Origin of the sequence: Nocardia sp. NPDC005745, from assembly GCF_040630775.1 — a bacterium.
In the GTDB taxonomy this organism is placed as follows: Bacteria; Actinomycetota; Actinomycetes; order Mycobacteriales; family Mycobacteriaceae; genus Nocardia.
Genome location: NZ_JBEXYF010000003.1, coordinates 196258 through 217553, shown reverse-complemented (window position 1 = coordinate 217553; position 21296 = coordinate 196258). Strand labels below are relative to the sequence as shown.

23 protein-coding genes are annotated in these 21296 nt (G+C 67.9%); 12 read left to right on the top strand and 11 right to left on the bottom strand.

What is annotated here, in order from left to right; all coding sequences use genetic code 11:
- Window positions 1-80 precede the first annotated feature (80 nt).
- Window positions 81-698, top strand: coding sequence for a TetR/AcrR family transcriptional regulator (locus ABZ420_RS05345; protein ID WP_357117285.1), 618 nt, complete (start codon window positions 81-83; stop codon window positions 696-698).
- 17 nt (window positions 699-715) lie between these two features.
- On the opposite strand, the gene ABZ420_RS05340 is transcribed toward ABZ420_RS05345, so the two are convergent.
- Complete coding sequence (locus ABZ420_RS05340) at window positions 716-1126, bottom strand: hypothetical protein (protein WP_062969797.1); 411 nt, start codon at window positions 1124-1126, stop codon at window positions 716-718.
- 14 nt (window positions 1127-1140) lie between these two features.
- Window positions 1141-1959: an isoprenyl transferase gene (locus ABZ420_RS05335; protein WP_357117283.1), complete on the bottom strand. Its 819-nt coding sequence runs from the start codon at window positions 1957-1959 to the stop codon at window positions 1141-1143.
- A 121-nt stretch (window positions 1960-2080) separates the two neighbouring features.
- Here ABZ420_RS05335 and ABZ420_RS05330 point away from each other — a divergent pair, with 121 nt between their 5' ends.
- A complete protein-coding gene (locus tag ABZ420_RS05330) occupies window positions 2081-2461 on the top strand; it encodes a DUF1870 family protein (protein WP_051174996.1) in 381 nt (126 codons plus the stop codon).
- On the opposite strand, the gene recO is transcribed toward ABZ420_RS05330, so the two are convergent.
- The 8 genes from recO to ABZ420_RS05290 form a co-directional block, all read right to left on the bottom strand.
- Window positions 2418-3188, bottom strand: a complete 771-nt coding sequence (gene recO, locus ABZ420_RS05325) for a DNA repair protein RecO (protein ID WP_040865627.1) — start codon at window positions 3186-3188, stop codon at window positions 2418-2420. The two genes, ABZ420_RS05330 and recO, sit on opposite strands and share 44 nt — an antisense overlap.
- Before the next feature lie 250 nt (window positions 3189-3438).
- On the bottom strand, window positions 3439-3639 hold the full coding sequence (locus ABZ420_RS05320; RefSeq protein ID WP_357117281.1) for a DUF6186 family protein: 201 nt from the start codon (window positions 3637-3639) through the stop codon (window positions 3439-3441).
- Complete coding sequence (locus ABZ420_RS05315; RefSeq protein ID WP_357117279.1) at window positions 3636-4049, bottom strand: hypothetical protein; 414 nt, start codon at window positions 4047-4049, stop codon at window positions 3636-3638. The genes ABZ420_RS05320 and ABZ420_RS05315 overlap by 4 nt, the downstream gene beginning before the upstream one ends.
- Before the next feature lie 50 nt (window positions 4050-4099).
- A complete protein-coding gene (locus ABZ420_RS05310; protein WP_357117277.1) occupies window positions 4100-4705 on the bottom strand; it encodes a TetR/AcrR family transcriptional regulator in 606 nt (201 codons plus the stop codon).
- Window positions 4692-5558, bottom strand: coding sequence for an alpha/beta hydrolase (locus ABZ420_RS05305; RefSeq protein WP_357117275.1), 867 nt, complete (start codon window positions 5556-5558; stop codon window positions 4692-4694). Before ABZ420_RS05305 ends, ABZ420_RS05310 begins: the two co-directional genes overlap by 14 nt.
- Window positions 5559-5633: 75 nt before the next feature.
- Entirely contained in the window at window positions 5634-5936 is a 303-nt protein-coding gene (locus ABZ420_RS05300) for a hypothetical protein (RefSeq protein ID WP_357117274.1), read from the bottom strand.
- A gap of 197 nt (window positions 5937-6133) precedes the next feature.
- Complete coding sequence (locus ABZ420_RS05295; protein WP_357117272.1) at window positions 6134-7264, bottom strand: ThiF family adenylyltransferase; 1131 nt, start codon at window positions 7262-7264, stop codon at window positions 6134-6136.
- The gene (locus ABZ420_RS05290) at window positions 7261-8700 is read right to left on the bottom strand and encodes a phenylacetate--CoA ligase family protein (protein ID WP_357117270.1); all 1440 of its coding nucleotides are present in this window, start codon (window positions 8698-8700) and stop codon (window positions 7261-7263) included. The genes ABZ420_RS05295 and ABZ420_RS05290 overlap by 4 nt, the downstream gene beginning before the upstream one ends.
- A gap of 160 nt (window positions 8701-8860) precedes the next feature.
- Between ABZ420_RS05290 and ABZ420_RS05285 the strand changes: the two genes are divergently transcribed.
- Both ABZ420_RS05285 and ABZ420_RS05280 read left to right on the top strand, forming a co-directional pair.
- On the top strand, window positions 8861-12631 hold the full coding sequence (locus ABZ420_RS05285; RefSeq protein WP_357117268.1) for a hypothetical protein: 3771 nt from the start codon (window positions 8861-8863) through the stop codon (window positions 12629-12631).
- Between the two features lie 215 nt (window positions 12632-12846).
- On the top strand, window positions 12847-13578 hold the full coding sequence (locus ABZ420_RS05280; protein WP_357117266.1) for a response regulator: 732 nt from the start codon (window positions 12847-12849) through the stop codon (window positions 13576-13578).
- A 34-nt stretch (window positions 13579-13612) separates the two neighbouring features.
- Here ABZ420_RS05280 and ABZ420_RS05275 read toward each other — a convergent pair whose 3' ends face one another.
- Window positions 13613-14389 carry a response regulator gene (locus ABZ420_RS05275; RefSeq protein ID WP_357117265.1) on the bottom strand — a complete coding sequence of 259 codons (777 nt, stop codon included), beginning with the start codon at window positions 14387-14389 and terminating at the stop codon, window positions 13613-13615.
- 301 nt (window positions 14390-14690) lie between these two features.
- Between ABZ420_RS05275 and ABZ420_RS05270 the strand changes: the two genes are divergently transcribed.
- The 8 genes from ABZ420_RS05270 to ABZ420_RS05235 all read left to right on the top strand — a co-directional run bounded on the left by ABZ420_RS05270 (window position 14691) and on the right by ABZ420_RS05235 (window position 21270).
- Window positions 14691-14816, top strand: coding sequence for a hypothetical protein (locus ABZ420_RS05270; protein ID WP_357117263.1), 126 nt, complete (start codon window positions 14691-14693; stop codon window positions 14814-14816).
- 135 nt (window positions 14817-14951) lie between these two features.
- Window positions 14952-16466 (top strand): Hsp70 family protein, encoded by a 1515-nt coding sequence (locus tag ABZ420_RS05265; protein WP_357117261.1) that lies wholly within the window; start codon window positions 14952-14954, stop codon window positions 16464-16466.
- Window positions 16467-16468: 2 nt separating this feature from the next.
- Window positions 16469-17563, top strand: a complete 1095-nt coding sequence (locus ABZ420_RS05260; protein ID WP_357117259.1) for a tetratricopeptide repeat protein — start codon at window positions 16469-16471, stop codon at window positions 17561-17563.
- Window positions 17560-17784 carry a hypothetical protein gene (locus tag ABZ420_RS05255; RefSeq protein ID WP_357117257.1) on the top strand — a complete coding sequence of 75 codons (225 nt, stop codon included), beginning with the start codon at window positions 17560-17562 and terminating at the stop codon, window positions 17782-17784. The genes ABZ420_RS05260 and ABZ420_RS05255 overlap by 4 nt, the downstream gene beginning before the upstream one ends.
- On the top strand, window positions 17757-18071 hold the full coding sequence (gene grpE, locus ABZ420_RS05250; RefSeq protein ID WP_357117255.1) for a nucleotide exchange factor GrpE: 315 nt from the start codon (window positions 17757-17759) through the stop codon (window positions 18069-18071). Before ABZ420_RS05255 ends, grpE begins: the two co-directional genes overlap by 28 nt.
- Complete coding sequence (locus tag ABZ420_RS05245) at window positions 18071-18532, top strand: hypothetical protein (protein ID WP_357117253.1); 462 nt, start codon at window positions 18071-18073, stop codon at window positions 18530-18532. The genes grpE and ABZ420_RS05245 overlap by 1 nt, the downstream gene beginning before the upstream one ends.
- Before the next feature lie 138 nt (window positions 18533-18670).
- Complete coding sequence (locus tag ABZ420_RS05240; protein ID WP_357117251.1) at window positions 18671-20092, top strand: amidase; 1422 nt, start codon at window positions 18671-18673, stop codon at window positions 20090-20092.
- A 734-nt stretch (window positions 20093-20826) separates the two neighbouring features.
- The gene (locus ABZ420_RS05235; protein ID WP_357117249.1) at window positions 20827-21270 is read left to right on the top strand and encodes a hypothetical protein; all 444 of its coding nucleotides are present in this window, start codon (window positions 20827-20829) and stop codon (window positions 21268-21270) included.
- Window positions 21271-21296 lie beyond the last annotated feature (26 nt).

The following is a 21296-nucleotide window of genomic DNA, read 5'->3' as shown; positions in this document are numbered from 1 at the left end:
GCTCGTTCTTTTTAGTTGGGCTTACGTTCGCACGGGACCGGAAAGTTGTCAAGAACGGATATTCGTTTTATTTTTGGCGTATGCCCCGAGTCAGCGAAGAGCACATGGAACGCCGCAGGCAGCAGATTCTGGACGCCGCGCGGCTCTGCTTCGCCCGCAAGGGGTTCTACGAGACGTCCATGCAGGACGTGTTCGCGCAGTCGGGGCTCTCGGCCGGTGCGGTCTACCGGTACTTCAAAAGCAAGGACGAGCTGATCACGGCGCTCGCCACGGAGACGACGGTGTCCCTACGCGTGGCGATGGCCGACGCGATCGGCCGTGACCCGCTGCCCACGCCCGCCGAGCTGATCACCGTGATCGCCGAGGAGGTCGTGCGGCGCAGCGGACCCGACGGGCCGGTGCGACTGGCGCCGCAAGCCTGGGCGCTGGCCCTGGTGCATCCGGGGGCGGCGGTGATGGTGCGCGAGACGATGATGTCGATGCGCGCCCTCTGGGTGACCTACGCCGAGCGCATGCGCGACAAGGGCTGGCTACCCGCGGACGCCGACCTCGACGCCGTGGCCAAAGCGATCATCGGACTGCTGCCGGGATTCATCCTCCAGCACCTCATCCTCGAGGACCTCGACCCGCAGACGCTTGCGCGCGGCGTGCGCACCCTGCTGCCCTACGGCGAAACCACCGGCACGAACGCCGGCTGACGGCCGTCGTGCCCTCCTCAGGGCAGCAGACCCTGCCTGGCCCGGCTCGCGTTGGACAGCACGAGCAGCAGCATGGTGGTGAGGGCCTGGTCGTCCAAGCCCGCGGCGGGGAAGGTGTAACGCAGGATGACATCGGCGAGCCCGCCGCGGGCGATCACGGTGAGCGAACCGAATTGCAGCGCGTTGTTGCGCTCGGCGACGCGCTTGTGCAGCTGCGCCTTCAGCGGGCGGTCCCAGGCCAGCACGCAGGTGAGACTCAGCACGTCCAAGCCGGGCGCGAGGGTCACCGCGCGCAGCGAGCACAGCGCGCCCTCGTACTCGAATCCCAGCGACCCTTCGGGGTCGACCCGCACGTCGATGCCGTAACTCGACAGGCAGGCCCCGGCCCGCGCCTGGAGTTCCCGATCCGGCGTCACCGCTGCGTCCATGTCCGACCCGCCGTTCACTTGGTGCCGCCGAAACGGCGGTCCCGGGAAGCGTACTGGAGGCATGCCTCCCACAGGTTGCGCCGATCGAAGTCGGGGAACAACGTGTCCTGGTAGACGAATTCGGCGTAGGCCGACTGCCAGAGGAGGAAGTTCGAGCTGCGGAACTCGCCCGACGGGCGCAGGAACAAGTCCACGTCCGGCATGTCGGGCTCGTCGAGGTATTTCGCCACCGTCGCCTCGGTGACCTTCTCCGGATCGATCTCGCCCGCCGCCACCCGGCGCGCGATCTCCCTTGCCGCATCGGCGATTTCGGCACGGCCGCCGTAGTTGACGCACATGGTCAGCGTCATCACCGTGTTGTGCTTCGTGAGTTCCTCGGCGATCTCCAGTTCCTTGATCACGCTGCGCCACAGGCGCGGTCGCCGACCGGCCCAGCGCACCCGCACACCCATCTCGTGCATTTCGTCCCGGCGCCTGCGGATCACGTCGCGGTTGAAGCCCATGAGGAAGCGCACCTCCTCGGGGCTCCGCCGCCAGTTCTCGGTGGAGAACGCGTAGGCCGACAGCCACTTGACGCCGATCTCGATACAGCCCTCGACGGTGTCCATCAGCACCGCCTCGCCGCGCTCGTGCCCGGCGGTGCGCGGCAGCCCGCGCTCCTGGGCCCAGCGCCCGTTGCCGTCCATGACGAGCGCGACGTGGTTGGGCACCAGTTCCGGCGGCAGTTGCGGCGGCCGAGCTCCCGACGGGTGCGGCGCGGGCGGGCGGACGGCGCCCGCGTGCTCGGGCGCGGTCGCGGTGGCGGAATCTCGGCGGCGGATCACGGCCTCCATCCTGCCTGATCGCTTCCGCCGTCCCTACCGCCGCGTTGCTTCCTGCCGAATTCCGCGGTTCCACCGGCGCCGGTGACTTATTCTTTTCCCTATCGTGATACTGGGGAGGGGTTTCTCGAACGTGACCGATTTACCAGGCACCGCGACCGCGGCGGGTTTCCGGGCCACTCGTGAACTGCTCGGCCTTCCGGTTCCATGGTGTGCACGGTTCTTCGCGGTCGCGGAACGCACCGTCGAGCGGTGGGAGAAGGGGGCCTTCCAGATTCCCGACATAGTGGCCCGGGAACTCGCCTCCATCGCGGACGAGACCGACCAGGTGGTCGAGGCCATGGTCGACGCCATCGACGCCGGGGAGATCTCGCCCCGCCTGCACACCTACCGAACCAACGACGACTACTGCAAGCACGAGCCGGACACCCGTTACCCGGCCACCTGGCATCGCGCCGTGTGCGCCCGCGTCATGATCGAGCTGCCCCAGGTAGAGCTTCAATTCGTGGAGTAGACCGCTCGATCAACGGCAGCGTGCGCAACTGACGTTCCAGATGCCACTGCAAATGCGCCGCGACCAGGCCGCTGGCCTGTCGCCGCACCGCCTCGGGCGTCGCCTCGACCTGCTCCCACTCCCCGCGCAACAACGCGACCAGCAGGTCGAGCACCCCCGGCGCGGGCGTCGCCGCACCCGGGGGACGGCAATGCACACACACGGCGCCTCCGGCCGCGACGTGGAAAGCGCGATGCGGACCCGGTGTCGCGCACTTGGCGCACTCGTCCAGTGCGGGCGCCCAGCCCGCGAAACCCATGGCGCGCAACAGGAACGCGTCCAGGATCAGTTCGTGCGGGCGCTGTTTGGCCGCGATGGCGCGCAGGGCGCTCGCGGTGAGCGCGTGCAGCCGGGGCGCGGGCGCGCGCTCCTCCCCCGCCAGACGCTCGGCGGTCTCCAGTACCGCGCACGCGGTGGTGTAGCGCCCGTAGTCGTCGATGATGTCGGCGGCGAACGCCTCCATCGTGTGCACCTGGGTGACGGTGTCCAACGTGCGCCCGGGATGCAGCTGCACGTCGATGTAGGAGAACGGCTCCAACCGGGCCCCGAACCTCGACTTGGTGCGCCGCACCCCCTTGGCGACGGCGCGAACCAGGCCGTGCTGCCGCGTGAGCAGCGTGACGATGCGGTCCGCCTCACCCAGCTTGTGCTGGCGCACCACAACCGCCTCGTCCCGATACAAACGCACGTGCTCAGCTTAATTGCAGCGCCTGCGGCGCTGCGTGTTCGCGGCCCCTTTATGGCTCGGGCCGCGAACGGAACATGCTCGGTCTCGCTTCGCTCGAAACCGGGAGTTACGGTCAGCCGGGGGCATCGACATGCCACCTCCGGACATCGGGCGCGCGGCCCCAGCCGGACAACCGACAATCCTGAGGACGGTTCGTCGTGCAAGTCCGGCCGCTTTGACGCACGCGCTCAGGCAGTTCCGTGCGTGGTCCTCACCTGGCCAAGAAGTGCCAGCCGAGCCATGCCCAGATGAGCACGGCGGTGATTCTCGTTGTTCGCGTGCCGGTCAGGTACGTGATCGTTTCGCCGAGGGACGCGACCGGATCCCGGCGCAGCCGCGTGAGCAGGATCGCGACGAGTACGGCCGCCGCGATCAGGCCGAATCCGAGGAGGATGACGGCTCGGTCGCTCATCTCGACACCAGCCACCACCCGGCGCCCAGCCACACCAGCCAGCCGGCGAGCCGCAGCGGCCACTGTTCGAGCGCTGGATCCAGCAGCGTGGACAAGGTCGGGTGGTCATCGCTCGGTTGATTCAGGGAGGGCTGCCGCGACAATGCGTAGACCTCCCACGCCAACACCGCGACCAGCAGCGTCGACCACACGGCCACGCCACGTCCGAGTCGGGCGGTGCGCGGAGGCCGCTCGCTTCGCCCGCGGAACGCCAGCACCAGCGCGCCCAGCGCCGCCACCGCCACGATCGCGGTCGCAGGCCAGCTGAACGGCCGGGTCGCGGCACCGACTGCCGCCAGCACGATGCCCACGGTCAGCGCCGTCGCACGCCACGGGAGTCGATATGCCGAGCGCGCCGGTTGCTCAGTCACCTGCGCAGGATAAGGCCGTGCGTGGCCGGATTCGGGGAGGCTGGAGCAATTCAGCCGCTGGTGCGCATGAGTCCGGAGATCAGCAACAGCACCGACTCCTGTGCCTCGGCACGGGCGCGATCGGGGTCTTCGGCGTGCGCGACGATCAAAGAGGCCTCGCTGATCACGCTGACGACGAGCTGGGCCAGTACGGGGATGGGGGCGTCGGCGATCAACCCGGCGGCGCGGGCGCGCTCGAGTTGCCGGGTGATCAGGCCGAGGCCGTGCGCGGATTCGAATTCACGCCAGGCCTGCCAGCCGAGCACGGCGGGGGCGTCGGTGAGGGCGATCCGCAGCATCGCCGGGCGCTGGCAGATCTCCAGGAAAAGCGCGAGCCCCACCGCCATTCCGGCCATCACGTCCTCGGAATCGACCGCCGCGATGGCGTTCTCGATCTCCTCGGTGATCTCGACCTCGATCTGCTCCAGCACCGCGAGGAACAGTCCCCGTTTGTCCCCGTAGTGGTGGTGCAGCGCGCCCCGGGTGACGCCTGCCTCGGTGACCAGCTCTTCGGCCGACGTTCCGGCGAAGCCGCGCTCGGTGAACAGGCGGCGTCCCGCCTGTTCGAGCGCGGCCCTGGTTGCGCGAGACCGGTCTTCCTGGCTACGGCGTGGCATGCAGCCGAGTGAACTCCAGAATCGATTCGGCGAGCAACTCGGGCTGGTCCTCCGACACGAAGGTGTAGGAGTCGTCGATGAGCTTCAGTTGCGCGTCCGGCAGGTCGCGGGCCAGGCGTTCGGCGAATGACACCGGGAACAGCCGGTCCTCGCGCGCCCAGGCCAACAGCACCGGGATGTCGACGTCGGCGAAGTGACGCGCGGCTTCCAGTGTGTAGCGGCGATGCGCCGATTTCAGGAAGCGGCGCAGGTCTTTGCGGATCGCGGCGGAATTGCGGCTCGGCAGCAGATAGGAGTCCACGATCTCGGGCGGAACGGGCCGCTTGGTGACCCATCCGAAGGCCAGCGGCAGGCGGTGCAGCGCCCGGATCCGCAGCGCCTCGGTGAGGGGGCGCAGCGATCCCGGGATCTTCGCCAGCAGCGGAAGCGAGGTGAACGGCTGCGGCAGGAAGCTCTCATAGCTGTCCACCGAGGCGAGCACGACGCGGCCGACGCGGGACCGGTCGCGGGTCAGCAGCACCTGGGTGATCGCTCCGCCGGTGTCGTTGGCGACCAGGGTGACGTCGGTGAGGTCGAGGCGTTCGAGGAACGCGGCGATGAGATCGGCGATGCCGATGGGGGTCAGTTCCGCGTCCGGGACCGCGATCTCGTGCGAGCCCAGCGGCCAGTCCGGCGCCAGGCAGCGGTATCCGGCCGCGGCGACCACGGGCACGACTTTTCGCCAGACGTCCGCGTTGACGAGCAGTCCGTGCACGAAGACCACCGGAGCGCCCTCCCCCGTCTCGTGATAGCGAATGCGGCCGCCGGGCAGATCCACCTCGTGGGTACGGCCGAGAGCTGTGCTGGTTGCCATGGGTCCTCCCAGTGGTCGGGTTCCCGTCCACTGTTACATACATACCGTATGTATGTCTAGATTCGGCTCGATAAATCAGCGGAAGACAGCCTCGACCGCGTCCTTCGAGGCCATCACCGCGGTCGCCAAGGAGGCGACGCCCGCGACGGACTCTCCGACCGCGTACAGGACACCGGTGAGAACGATCCGATTCGGCCGGTCCTTCGCCGCCTCGACCGCCGCGCGCCGAGTCGTCTCCTCGACCAGCTGCCGGTCCTCCAGGTCGATGTCGCACCCACTGATCCGGTCGAGCAGATCGCTCAGCGAAGAACGCAGATCCTCCACCGCCTTCGATGGGGCCGCACCGTCGCTGCCGATCCGCCTCCGGCGGGCACGCACACCACAGTTCCCGCAGAACGGGTAGCCGTCGCGGTTGAAATGCTGACACTCGGCGCATCGCACCTCGCCAGCCAAACATCCGGCTCGGGTCGAGCCGAGCGGAACCCGGAAGCCGTGCCAGGTATGGCCGGACACCGCCGTACCCGGGTTCGTTTCGGCTCGACTCGAATGCTTGTCGGCAAGATCTTGCACAAGCACTAGGGAATGCCGAGCATCGCGCGGAACTCCGCCTCTCCCAGCTCGTTCCACCGCTCCCGCGTACCCCGCAGCAGCGTGTCGAGATCCACTCGATACCTGCCGGAGGACAAGCTGCTACCGCACGCGATCAACCGTGCGGCCAGGCCGGCCAGCGCCCCCGCGAGAGTCACCGCGGTGGCCAACTGCGGCCACGAGGGCAGGCTGCGGCCGACTTCGGTCAGCGAGTAGCGCGTCCGCGGCGTGACGTCGCTGCCGACGATGGCGGTGGCCAGCTCGATCCGTCGCGCCGGATCGCGCAGCTCGGCCACCGTCAGGTCGGTCAGACCGCCGGCCCGGCCGTGCAGGAGCGGATAGTCCGGTTCCAGGTCGTAGCGCTCCACGTCGACGAAGGAGCTGTCGCCGTGATCGGTCGCCATCACCACGGGGATGCCGAGCGCGCGGGCGCGCTTGCGGATGTCCACTTTCAGCGCGAGGTCGTCCATCTCCTCGATGAGGACCGTCAGGGGCGCGGAGCCTCCCGGCCCGCCCAAGTAGTCCAAGGCGTTCTCCGGCCGGTACCCCTGGGGGAAGGCGGCGATCTCGCTATAAGGGTCCAGCTCCAAGGTACGGCGTTGCGCCAGCGTCAGTTTGGGTTCGCCGAGATCGCACACCGAGGCCTGGAGCCTGTTGAGGTTGGTGCATCCGAGAGTGTCGTGCTCGGCGAGCCGGAACCGCCGTGCGCCGGACAACGCGCAGACCGCAAGCGCGGATGCGCCCACGCTGAGCCCGGCCACTCCCACCACGGCGTCCGACCAGGCCCGTTGCTCGTCACCGGTGAGCAGGTGCCGGTTCCTGGCCGTGCGCAACCGCCAGAACTGCTCGCGGTCGGGCAGTTCGACGATGGTCCGGCGCCACGGGTACACGACGTAGCGGCTGATCCGGTCTACGGCCGCACCATCCCGCACCGAGGTCAGGTAGTCCTCCAGCGCTGCCGCCGCGGCCGGGGTCCCCGCGGCGAGTTCGGGCCGCTCGATCAACGCGAGTTCCCTTGCCGCGCCCGCCCAGCCGTCGACCAGCCGGTACCCGGATCCGGGTGCGCAAAGTTCGGCGATGCGCCGCTCGTCGTCTGCCGGATGCAGGATCTCGATCATGACCGCGCTCCCGTCCACTGGTGCTTGACGCCCGTCTCGAAGCCCGCGCTGCCGTGCCGGTGCAAGCTGATCCGCGGCTCGGCGGCCGAGCCGAGCGCCCGGTGCAGGCGGCGGTACTCGCTGTTGGTGCGCAGCAGCGCATCGACCACCTTCCGCTCCAGCAGCGCGGTGAATCCGCCCGCGGGGCAGACGCCGTCGCGGAGCTCGACGCGCAGCCGCAAGGTCTGCTCGAATCGCGCGTCGGTGTCGGTCACCAGCACGAATTTTCCCGTGACCGTCGGACCGACGTCCGGGTCCTCCAGCGCGGCGCGGATGTTCTCCGGGTAGATCTCCAGCGCGTAGAACGACGCGGCGACATCGGTGCGCCGGTGCAGGGCGAGGAATCCGCAGGAGTCGGTGGAGGTGCGCACCGGCAGACGGTGGCCGTGCGCATCGAGGACGGCGGCGAGCTCCGCGGCGGAGAAGATCCGGCCGACATCGTTGATCCGGTAGCGCAGCAACGGGATCGCGGTATCGGCGCTGAACAGGAATCGGCCTTCGGCGTCGACTTCGGTATACCGATATTCCGCGTCGTACTCGACGAAGGTCGGCTGCAGGTGCGCCTCGCCGAACAACGCCTCGCTCAGCGCGGGATCCGCGCCGGCCGCGCGGCGGACGGCGACACTGGTGCGCGTCTCGCAACCCATGATGCCCGCGTCGGCGGTGCCGTAGACGACGCGGATCTCCCCCTGCTGCCCCGGCTTGCCGATCCGGTCGAGCACGTAGTCCCGCCATTCTTCGGTGATGGCCTCGCCTGCCAGCAGAATGCGCAGGTTCTGGCGCAGTACCTCGGCGGGCGCCCGATCCAGCACATCCTTGACGAACGGGGGGTAACCGGCCAGGACGACCTGGTCGTAGTGCGGGCCCAGTTCGGCGATGTCGGCCAGGATCGTCTCCGGTTCGATGCCGGGTGCGATGGTCGAGATGCGGTGCCCGCGCTGACGCATCGCGGTGGCCGCCGCGTAGGTGTAGGTGCCTCCGATCCAATTGCCCATCGCGAAGCCGACGACCAGCAGCGTGGACCGCTGCCGCGTCTGGAAGCTGTCGCGGAACACCCGCGAGTAGAGCTCGATCGCCTCTTCCTGGGCGACGAGGTCCCTCGGCCAATAGCTGGGCCGGCCGGTGGAGCCGGAACTGCACGACCACGTCCCGGCCGAAGCGACGTCGCCGTGCCAGAGCAACATGCGCAACGGGTAGTGCCGCAGGTACTCCGCTTTGGTCATCGGCGGCAGCGCGGCGAAGTCATCGGCGGTTCTGATGTTTGCCGGTTCGATTCCGCGGCGCGCGAGGAAGTCGGCGTAGGCCGGCACATGGATCGCCGCCCGGTGGAAGGTATCGAGGGCGCGGCCGAATCCGGGCCTCGGCCGGGTCGGCAACGACAGTGATGGTGCGGACATGGTGGCTGTTCCTTTCCTCCCACTGCGGCGATGCGCGGCGCACGTTCGCGGCGTGGGTTCAGAAAACAGCCTCTGAGCAGTGCGTACGGTTCAGAAAGAAGTCAATACAAGGTCCATACGACACGCCGCGCCGCCGCCCGGATCTCGCTAGACTCCGGTCATGACCGATGGGGGCGGGAGGCGGGTGGATCCTCGATCCATCTCCACCCGAGAGGAATTCGCGGCGGCCTTCACACGGCTGCGCACGACCGCCGGGTTGACCGTCCGCCAGGTCGTCGATGACTCGGGAGGCCTGCACGGCACGGTTAGCGGATGGTTCGCCGGTCACCATGTGCCGACCGAGCAGAACGAGCGGATGTTCCGGGATGTTCTGAGGGCGTGCGGGGTTCGTGACCAGGAGGGGCAAGAGCGGTGGCTCGCGGCGGTCCGGCAGGTGCGTCCGACGAGCGGACGCAGGCGTAGCCAGGGACCTGTGCCCTACCGGGGCCTGGAACCTTTTCGACCCGATGACGCCGAATGGCTCTTCGGCCGCGCCGAACTCACAGCGGATCTGCGACAGCGCGTTTCGTCGCTCGCCGGATCCGAGCAGCGGATACTCATCGTCACCGGCGCCTCCGGCTCGGGGAAGTCCTCGCTGCTGCGCGCCGGACTGCTACCCGCGCTCCGGCGCGAAGGCCGCACGGCCGCGGTGGTCACGCCGGGCGCGCATCCGGCACAGGTACTCCAGGACCCCGCCGACGTCCTGGTCATCGATCAGTTCGAGGAGACCTGGACACTGTGCCTCGACGACGGCGAGCGAGCCGACTTCCTGGCCGCGCTCGCGGGCGACGCGAGCGGCCGGACCTACGTGCTGGGACTGCGCGCGGATTTCTACCGCCACGCCGCCGAAGAGCCGTTCTTGCACCACGCGCTGGCGCATCATTCGGTCCTGGTCGGACCCCTGAGCAAGCAGGCGCTGTGCGACGTCATCATCGAGCCGGCCCGCAAAGCGAACTGGACCGTGGAAGACGAACTCGTGCAGCTGCTGATCGTGGAACTCGCGCCGCGCGGGTCCGCCGAAGCTCACGACACCGGCGCCCTCCCCTTGCTGTCGCATGCTCTGCTGGAGACCTGGCAGCGGTCCAGCCGCCGGAAGATGACCGTCGCCGACTACAACGCCGTCGGCGGAATCGCGGGCGCCATCGAGCAGACCGCGGAGACCGTGTATCGCGGTCTCACCGAGCCACAGCGGCAGATCACCCGCCGCACGTTCCTGCGACTGCTCAACATCGACGACGATGTCACCACCCGTCGCCGGGTACAACGCCAGGAGCTGTTCTTCGACCACGACTCCGTCGCGAACGTGAACACCGTGATCGAGCGGTTCGCCACGCACCGCCTGCTCACCGTCGAGGAAGAGACCGTCGCGATCACGCACGAGGCGCTGATCGGCGCCTGGTCCCGGATGCACCGGTGGCTCGACGAGGATCGTGAGAGCCTGGCCGTACACCGCAGGCTGACCCAGGCCACCCAGGTCTGGCTCGACAACAACGAGGACCCCAGCGCGCTGCTCGGACCCGCGCGGCTGGAGTTCGTCCAGGAGTGGACGCGCGACGACGGACATCGGCGAGACCTCAACCAGCATGAACGCGACTACATCGCCGCCAGCATCGCCCACCGGGCGGAGATCCGGGCCGGAGAACGCCGCCGCACCCGGATCTTGCAGCGGATGGTCGCCGGCTTGGCGACCGCGCTGATCGCGACGATCGTCTTGACCGGTGTCGCACTGGTGGCCCGGTCGAACGCCGCGCACGCGCGAGACGAGGCGCTGTCGCGCCAGATCGCGCTCCAAGCGGAGCGACTGCGCGGCACCGATCCCGCGCTGTCGGCGCAGCTCGCGCTCGCGGCCTTCCGCATCCAACCCACCCTCGAAGCCCGCTCCGCGCTCTTGGACAGCACCGCGGTGCAGACGCCGACCCGGCTGCTCGGACCCGACGGCGGCACGCTGGTGGCCACCGACCGCTCCGGAGTCGTGCTCGCCGTCGGACGCAGCGACGCCACGATCGACCTGCACCACCTGCGCCGGAGCACCCGTTCCGGACAGCCCGGGTCGGCGGATTTCCGCAGCCGGATTCCCGCGCCCGCGCCCCGGCCGGAAGCGGTTCTCGGCTCCGTGACGATGACCTCCGACGGCGCACTGCTGGCCGCGGCATTCGGCGGCCACATCGATCTCTGGGACATCGCGAACCAGGACGCACCCCGGCCGCTGTCCACCCTCGCCGGAACCGGCGTCCAGTACCGCACCCTCGATCTCGCTCCCGACAAGCGCTCCCTCGCCGCGACGACCACCACATCGGAGATCGTCCGATGGGACATCACCGACGCCAGGCAGCCGATTCCGTTGCCGGCCTGGCAACTTCCCGCGGGAGCTCCCGTCATCGCGTTCGCCCCGAACGGGAAACTTCTCGCCGCCGCGGGAAACGCGGGCGCACTGCGGATCTGGGCCACCGACCGGGACGTTCCGCTGACGGACATTCCGCCCGACGGTTCCACGGCGCAGGCATTGTCGCTGCGATTCAGTCCGGACAGCTCGGTCCTCGCCGTGCCCGGACGTGCCAACGAGGTACGCCGCTGGGATGTGCGCGACCCGGCCGCCCCGGCGCCACTGCCCGCGCTGCGTGGATTCACCAGTTATGTCAACGACGTCGCCTTCAGCCCGGACGGCACACGGCTGGCCGCGGTCAGCTCGGACAACAAGACGCGCGTGTGGCGCCTGGACACCGACCAACTGGAGATGGAACTGCCCAACCCGGTCATCGTGGTGTCGGTGCGCTTCGCCCTCGACGCGCACGCACTGATCACGGGCAGTCTCGACGGCACGGTCCGGATCTGGCCGCTGCCCGGCCCGGTCCTGCGCGGGGCCCAGAGCGTGGTCTTCCAGACACCGATCGATCGCAGCGGGAAGCTCTTGCTCGTCGGCACCGGCGCGAGCGACGGCAGCGCCCACCTGTGGAACCTCGGCGATCCCGCGGCACCCGTCGAGTACGCCGCGCTGCCCGTCGGCGCGGATGAGAAGAGTTGCGGGGCGGTCGCGCTGGCGATGGACGGTTCGACGGCCGCGGTCGGCACCCGTTCCGGGCACGTGCTGCTGTGGGACCTGCGCGATCCGGCGCACCCCCGGCTGACATCGAAGGTGGCCGCCGTCAACGGCATCGTCTCCGCCATGACCTTCACCCCCGACGCCAAGACCTTGGTCGTCGCGGGCCAGGACGATCCGACTGTGACGCTGTGGGACCTCGGCGACCTGGCCGCCCCGCGATCGCTCGGCTCGCTCTCCACCGGTCCCGGGCTGCCGGACATCGCCGCCGTCGACGCCGCGGGCGCCCAACTCGCCATCGCCACGTCCAACGAGTCGGTGTTCCGCTGGGACATCCGCGATCGCGCCCGCCCGCGGGAACTCCCCGAACTCTCCGGATTCACCAACGATCTCGCCGCCGTGGCCTTCAGCCCCACCGCGCCGATCCTCGCCGCGGGCAGCATGGACCACACCGTCAAACTCTTCGACCTGTCCGACCCGGAGGCGCCCCGGCATCTCGCCACGCTGATCGGCGCCGCCGACGCGATCATCGCCGTCAATTTCGGCCCCGACGGCACGCGACTGGTCGGCGGCGCCAGTGACAACGGCATCTGGGTCTGGGACATCACCGACCCGCGCGACCCGCGACGGCTGGCGGTGCTCAATGCCTACACGGGCCGGGTCAACGATGCCGTCTACGCGCTGGGCGGCGATCTGCTGCTCGCGGCGGGACCCGACCGGATCGTGCGCGTCTGGGCGACGGACGTCGACGAGGTCGCCGCCGAACTCTGCGACAGCGGCAGCGGGCCGATCACCGCCACCGAATGGCAGCGCTACCTTCCGACCATCGCCCAGCACGGTCTGTGCCCGCGGTAGCGCACTGCCGGGCAAGATGTTGCAGCCCCTTACCGCACGGACGCAATCATCGACGAAAAGGTCTCGCGGGGCGGCTATTACGGGCCGACAGAGCCGGACGGAGTGCCAGATCCGGCGTCGATGATCTCCCAGTGTGCGTCTGCGCGAGGCCCATACTTATCTTCTCGCCGCGGGACGGAAAGTTTCCATCGGGATAACGAGAGGGGAAACGATTCATGCGACTTCTCGTCGCTTCACCGCTCGGAAACGTCATCGAACCGACGCTGTCGGCGTCCTTCCCGGCGGCGAAGGTCATCGTCGCCCGCGACCGGGCAGAGGTGGTCCACGCTGTCACCGGCATCGAGAAACTCGACGTGGTGATCGCGGACCTGGTATGGAACGACCCCGAGCAAGAGTTCCGCTTCGACGGGTTGGATGTCCTGGAAATTGTGCGCGAAAGCCGGACGGGCACTGCCGTTCTGCTGGCAGGGCAAGGGCACAGCATGGAGCAGGATCACTTGGACGAGGCGTACCACCGGGCGGACGAGATCGCGGGTGTGCATGAGAAAGCCACTGGGATAGCGGCACTGCTCTCGGCGATACGACAAGCGGCCGACGGCGAACGCCTGCCGAATCGGCGCGCGACGAACGGTATTCCGTCGCTCTATGAACTTTTCACCGGACGAGACGGAGTAATCGCGGGCCGGCTCGGCGGGGCGATCGCCTCCGGACGCACGTGGGACCCCGCCTCCCTGGCAGCCGCGGCCGAAGTCGATCTCGACGCGGCCCATTCGCTCGCCGACGGCTATCTCGGACGAATCATCGCGCGACGGCGCGAGAACGAATCCCACGGAGAGCTGACCTCCGCCGTCGTGTACCGGTGGTGTGGATTACACGCGCGCTATCTGATGAGTTGGTGTCGCCGCAACGGGCACACGGAGGTACTGACGCATGGGGACGAGAGCTGATGGCGATCTGCGGACTCCCGCGCGGATCGTGCCGTCACGTGAATCGCGGGCCGAGGACATCGGCATGACCGTTCCGGCGGCACCAACTGATCAGATAATGCGCGTGCTCACCGCACCAGCGGAAGACCGCCCCCTGGGTCAACGGCGTACCCTCCGGCAACTCCTTGCGGGCGAGAATGATCGGCCCGATATAGGTGTTGGTGGCCTTGTTGGCGGTGTTGAGACCCACCCGGGCGACTTGGGCGAGAGAGTTGTAGTCCCAGGCGGATTTGGCCGCGATCGCACCGGCCAACCGGCCCGCCGTCTCACCACGCTGTTCGGTGAACAGCGCGCACAGTGCGGGCGGCCCCTGCCGCGGGAGCGCGATCTGTTCACTGCGGCCGGTCGCGGCGCGCTGGATGGCCGCGAGCAGCGCGGGGACGCCGGATGACTTGTCGTAGAACTCGGCGATCTCGGCCGCGCGCAGCCGGGCCTCGTCGAGGTGATCGCTTTCCATGCTGTGCCCTTGCGCTGCGAGCAGAACCTCGCTCTGCCGTTTGGTGTCACGGAGCAAGTCCAGGACATCCAAACCGTCGAAACGGTACTCCATTTCGGGTTTGTTCCAGATCAGATCCGAGATGACCACGTCGAACCGAAAACGTCCCACGATTCGACTGCGAACCTCGTCGACATCGGAGGCAACCGCGACGGTCGATGCCGGAAAATATTGCGACAGTGTGGGAGCGATGATTCCCCCCAGGGGCGAGGCGACGAGTACTCGTAAGCTCGGTTCCATATCGCGATCTTCATCGCTGGCGATAGGCGTCGGCAAGACGTCGAACGTCTTTCGAACCAGTAGGTTTCATAGCGCGCGGACCGAAGCGAGACCGGCAACCCGAGCAGCAGACCGGGATTCGAACCCCAGTAGCAAGATCTTGCTGAGTACGGGGCACTCCGAGCAATAATCCAGCGACATCATCAGGGAACGGCAACAATTCGGTCCGCCGCCGATAATACGGGCCGGAAATCACTGCGAAGTTCGCTGATTACTTGCCCTTCCCGACTTATATGATTCTAAACCTGTGCACCCCCGATGGCTCTGGAGCACAGTTCCCACAACCGGAAGGCCGATAATGGCTGAAGTGTGTCCGCAATGCAGCAAGAAGACCGGAATGGACATCGGCGAGAAGGATCGTCAGGGCTGGCAGAAATACCAGTGCCAGATGTGCAAATTCGAATGGAAGGCGCCGAATCCCTGACCGTTCCCGCCGACCGTCCGGTGCGTGGCGCGCGTCCGAAGCCGACGCGTGCCACCACAGGGACCGCACAGGTCCGAATAATTCGCAGTATCCGTTTTTCATGCACCGTCACCAGGTGCATCGGGAGGGCAAACAGTGGCACATACCGTCGGTATCGATCTCGGTACCACGTATTCAGCGGTCGCCGTCGTCGGCGCGAGCGGTAGGCCGGAGATCCTGGTCAACCGGGACGGCGAGCGACTCACGCCGTCGGTGGTCTTCTTCGACTCCGACAGCGTGCTGGTCGGCTCGATGGCCAAACGGTCCACGGTGACCGCGCCGCTGGATGTCGCGCAGTTCGTCAAACGGCAGATGGGTAACCCGGACTACCGATTCGTCACCTCCGACGACCGCGCCTACACGGCCGAGGAAGTGTCGGCGATGATCCTCAAACGACTGAAGGAGGACGCCGAACTCGTCCTGGGGCAGGGGCAGGTCACCGACGCGGTGATCACGGTCCCGGCGTTCTTCGACGACGCGCGACGGCGGGCGACCAGGGACGCGGGCACGATCGCCGGTCTCAACGTGCTGCGTGTGGTGAACGAGCCGACAGCGGCCGGATTGGCCTTCGGACTCGACCGCGGCAGCGGCACCGTCATGGTGTACGACCTGGGCGGCGGCACGTTCGACGTCACCGTCATGCGCATCAGCGACGGCGTGTTCGACGTGCTCGGCACCGACGGTTTACACGAACTGGGCGGCTTCGAATGGGACAACCGGCTGATGCAGCACCTCAACGAGGAGTACATGGCCCAGGGGGGCGGCGATCTCACCGACGCGTTCGAGACCGAAGCCGACCTGCGTGAGAAGGCCGAACTCGCCAAACGCACGCTCAGCTCGACCCGGTCCACCCGAGTGGTGCTCAGCCACGACGGCGTCACCCGCACACTGACCGTCACCCGCGAAACGTTCGAAGACCTCACCAGCGACCTGCTCAACCAGTCACGGGATCTGGCCCACTCCCTCGTGGAGGAGTTGAGCCTGCGGTTCGCGGACATCGACCACACCTTGCTCGTCGGCGGGTCCACGCGCATGCCCATGGTGGCGACGATGCTGGAGGAACTGACCGGCAAGCCACCGCTGCGGGCCGGAAACCCCGACGAGCTCGTGGCGCTCGGCGCGGCGCTGCGGGCCGAAGCCGAGACGTCGTCGAGCGCGGCGCGCAAGCCGGTGATCCTCGACGTCACTTCGCAGGCGCTGGGAACGGTCGCGCTGAACGACAGCTCGCAGCCGAGCAACAGCATCGTGATCCCGCGCAACACCAAGATCCCCGCCAAGGCGAGCAAGGTGTTCGGCACCGTCGCCGACGGCCAGACCGAAGTGCGGATCTGCGTCACCCAAGGCGACGACGAGGACATCGACCACGTCCGGTTCGTCACCAAAGGAAAATGGCCCGACGGCGGGCAGCTTTTCGCCATCCCGCCCTATCCGGCGAACGCTCCGGTCCTGATCACCTTCCACTACGACATGGATCAGACCATCCAGGTCGAAATCACCGACCTCACCGCGGACAGATCACTCGGCACGTTCGAGGTCGACAACGTCGCCAATCTCAGCGCCACCGACATCCGTGCCGCCCGCACGAAGAACGAAAATCTCGAGGTGAATTGAGCATGACCACGACAACCGAAGAGTTCGTCAACTACTACGAAATACTCGGCCTCGCCGAGATCGCCGACGAGGATGCCATCAAGACGGCCATCCGCGAACAGCGCAGAATGTGGAACAAGCGCGCGGGCCAGTCGGATCCCGTGAAACGCGCGCAGGCCGAAGCCCGGGTACGCCACCTCGGTCAGGCCGAACGCGTGCTGCTCGACGCGAACCGACGACGGCAATTCGACCAGGAGGCCAGGCAGTATCGGCCGACGAGCAATCAACCGGCGCCGGTGGCGCAGAGCGGCAGGGACTGGCTCAGTCTGGCCCGCGAGTACTTCGAGCGCGGTAACGCGCCCTCCGCGTACTACTGTGCCCGCGAGGCGATCTCGGTCAACGGGGCCAACCACGAGGCGTGGGCGGTGCGCGCGAACTCGTCGTTCGTCATGGGCAACTACAAGGACGCCGGCTTCGAGTTCCGGGAAGCCATCGGTCTCAAGCCCGACAGCCCGGAATACCACTTCGACTACGCCGAAGCGTTCCTGGCCACCGGCGCGTTGAACGAAGCGCTCGGCGAATACGAGACCGCACTGCGTCTCGCGCCCGGCGAGCCGCTCTACCGGACCGCCATCGCCAACGTCTACTTGCAGCAGAACAAGAACGACAAGGCGCTGGAGTTGATGGAGGACGTGGTCCGGCATCATCCGAACGAGCAGATCTTCCAGTACTACCTGGCACTCGCGCTGGAACAGGTCAACCTCGGCATGTGGTCGCAGGTGCGCAGCGGAGCGTACTGCATCACCTCCGAGGCCCAGATCGCCGTCACGCGCGACATGTCCGGCCGCGCGTTGAAACTCCGGTTCGACGACGGTCCGCTGCGCGCCTCGCTGCAAGAGAACATCGAACTCGCCGACAAAGCCGCCGAGGCCAGGTGGTTCCACACCGGTATGGGCCCGTGGGCGGTGGCCCTCATCATCGGCTTGGCCCTGATACCCATGAAGGGCATCGGATTGCTGATCGTCGCCGCCGTCATCGCCGGCTACACGCTCACCCACCGCATGCCGGTCTGGAAGCACAACTCGAAGCGGTACGACATCGTCGAGCGCGGCATATGACGGCCCCGTCCGGTACCGATGATCCGCTGACGACGCTGGCCGGAGAGGTCGCCCAACTGCGCGACCTGTTCCACCGCCGAATGCTCGAGGACAAGGCGAAGAATCGCGCCTTGGACGATCTGCACGAGCAACTCTCCCTCGCCGCGGAGGGTTCGCCGAACAGCTGCTCGCCCCGCTGTTCCGTGAACTGCTCATGCTCGTCGATCGCGTGGCGTCGCTGAACGACGAGCACGACGAGGTGCTCGGCAGCGTCGTCGACGAACTGCACGAGGTTCTCGAACGCCGTGGCGTCCGGCGCGTGCCCGCCAGGGCCGACTTCGATCCCGACATCCATGAAGCGGTCGCCGCCGAGGCTTCCGGCCGATCGCCGGGCTCGGTGCTGCGGGTCGTACGCCCCGGATACGTCATGGGTGCGCGTCTCTTGCGACCGGAACAAGTCGTCGTCGCGGCTCGCTCGGCGCGATCCGAGTCCGTCGAGACGGAATCCCGTATCGAAAGGTTCGAATAATGCGCAAGTCCCTCCGCACGGCCGTTGTGCTCTCCGCTTCGGCGGCATTCCTGGGCCTGGGCCTGCCGAGCGCGTCGGCGGCGCCGACCACCGTGAGCGGCACCGTCGGGTGCATCAACAGTGCCTCGCCGGTCGGGGTCTGGGTCCAGGCCAAGACGTCGAAATCGGGCTGGGCGCAGACCAAGGTCCCGGTCCGGCTCGGCGGCCACTCGAAGGTCGACTATTCCTTCCAGCTCGACAAGGGTGGCGACTACCAGGTGCACGTCGGGTGCGGGGGGACACCGCAGAAGTGGGCGAAATCGCTGAAGTCCAAAGATGTTTCGGGCACCGAGAACGACTTCCTCTGCAACGACATGGAGAGGCTCTCGGTGGCCGCGTTCAACGCGCTGGTCGGCCGGATGTTCGGCAGGCCCGACCTCACCCAGGGCGTGCCCTACGGCGAGTGCAAGCACATTCGCTGAGGCGATCCTCCGGTCGCTCGGCCCGGTGGATTTCCAGAAGACCGGTCGGGCCGAGCGGGTCCCATGGCCGCGCACCGATATGGACGAGTGACCAACTTCGCGCTACCGTCTGGTGGATAACGACGAGACGGAGCGCACATGACGGTGTCCGATTCCGCACCCGGCACGCGGCGGCTGGGGCTGGCCGAACTGGCGGCCGCGATCGCCGGCGGCGCGATCACGTCGACCGAGGCGGTCGGCGAGGCGCTGGATCGGATCGACGCGGCCCAGGGCACGCTCAACGCCTTCCGGATCGTGCGCCGCGAGCGGGCGCAGGCCGAGGCCGCCGACGCCGACCGGCGCTCGGCCGCGGGCGAACGGCTGCCACTGCTGGGGGTGCCCGTCGCGGTGAAGGACGACACAGATGTCGCGGGTGAGCCGACCGCGTTCGGCTGCGGCGGCGATTTCGCGCCGAAGACCGAGGACGCGGAATCGGTCCGCCGCCTGCGCGCCGCGGGCGCGGTGATCGTCGGAAAGACCAATACCTGCGAACTGGGCCAGTGGCCGTTCACCAGCGCCGCTTGGTTCGGGCACACCCGTAACCCCTGGGACCGCACCAGGACACCGGGCGGGTCCTCCGGCGGCGCTTCGGCAGCCGTCGCGGCCGGACTGGTCCCGGCCGCCCTCGGGTCCGACGGCGCGGGCTCGATCCGCATCCCGGCCGCCTGGACGAATCTGGTCGGCATCAAGCCACAGCGCGGACGCATCTCGACTTGGCCGGAGCCCGAATCGTTCTACGGCCTCACCGTGAACGGACCGCTGGCGCGCACCGTCGCGGACGCGGCGCTCCTGCTGGACGCCGCGTCCGGTCCGCACCCGGGAGATTTGCACACGCCGGAGCCGATCAGCGCCTCGGACGCGGTGGGCCGCGATCCCGGCCGGTTGCGCATCGCCCTCTCACTGCGTATTCCGTTCACCGCGACCAGAACCGCTCTGGATCCCGAGGTCGAGCGAGCCGTGCGACGCACCGCCGACACCCTGCGCGAACTCGGGCATACCGTGACCGTGGCCGACCTGCACTACGGCATCCTGATCGGCGCCTCGTTCCTACCGCGTTCACTCGCCGGAATCCGGCGGGTATTCCACCGCATGCCCGGCCTCGAGGTAGACCCGCGCACCGCCGCCAACGCCCGGATCGGGCGCGTACTCGACGGTCCCGCCCTCTATGCGGCACGGCAACTGGAACCCCTGCTGCACAGGCGAATCGGCCACTTCTTCCGCGACTACGACGTCGTCCTCGCACCCACCACCGCGACTCCCCCGCCGCGCGCCGAGGAGATCGACGGCATCGGCGTCAACGCCACCAACAACCTCATCACCGCGGCCTGCCCCTACACCTGGCCCTGGAACGTCCTCGGCTGGCCGAGCGTCAACGTCCCCGCCGGCTTCACCGCCGCCGATCTCCCCGTCGGCGCCCAACTGATGGGCACGGCGAATTCCGAGCCTCTGCTGATCTCGTTGGCCGCCCAGCTCGAATCGGAACTCCGATGGGACCGCCACCGCCCGGACCCGTGGTGGTGATCCGACTCGAATCCGGCTCGGGCCGTGTCGGTTCCGATTGAGCGACGCGCCGAATCAGGCTCGGCATCCAACTGCGCGATGTACCTTGTGGGATGCGCCGAGTCCACGCATGTATCGGTACGGCCGCCGCAGTGCCCTCGCGGGTTCCGAGCGCCGATACCGCGACTCTCGGCCGAACCCGGAAAGCGAGGAGGGCCCCGATGGCCGACCGTCATTCGGTAGCCGCTCATACCCTGGTGGTGCTCGACGAGGAACTACTGCCGCCTCAGCACCGCGGCGACGTATTCGCAGGCCGGTAACGCCTCAGCTGATGCGATCGGGCGGAGGGCGTTGTCTTGCTGAGCAGATCCGACTTGATTGCACGGGCGTATGCTCGCTTCGCCCAACACTTGAGCAACGAGATCGAGAGGCTCGCGAGGGTTGACGCAGAACGCGGCGTCCGGCCCTTCGCTCGGGAAGCCGAGGGTGCGGCTCGAGTACTCTCCGACGCCGACAGAGGTTTTCGCCACGAATTCGGTACCGGCGACCCGTCATTCCCGCATCCCCTGTCGGAACCCGGGTCCAGCCCGCCGGATCGTTTCTACAACGGAGCACGCCTGTGGCAGGTCGATCAGGTGTTTCCCAGGGCTTTTCGCGGACGAGAAGCCGCAGCCGAGGATGGCTATATCCGTACGGCGTCGCACAGCACCGCCGGAGACGTCGTATACCTGACCGACGGCACAGACATCGCCGGAGTGTACGGAACGATCACGAGCTGGACCGATGTCCGCGACGGCACGATGCGGTTCCACCCCGCGGGCATGGTCCTGGGTATCGACGCCAACCGTATCCGGGTGAATCCGATGATCGAAGACGGGCATTCGGCGGCCGACTTCATCGAAGGCGTCAGCGACCGAGTATTCACCACCCCGGGCCGGGTGGACACATCCAAGATCGTCAGCGTCGAATTCCAGACCTACGACGACATCATCAACAACCCCGAGGTAACCCTGGTCGCCGACGGGTTCCCCGGCTTCGAGGGCCTGAGTCGGCAGGCGCTACGCGACCCCGCGGTAGTCGCCGATCGCCTCGCCACCATCGCCGACGCCGTGCGCAGGAACTACCCGACGATCGACGTCACCACCGGCGCCAACCATCTCTCCAGCGACGAAGCGATCAGAACCTTCCTGGCGACATGAGCAGCGACAGCACTGCGCCCGCCATC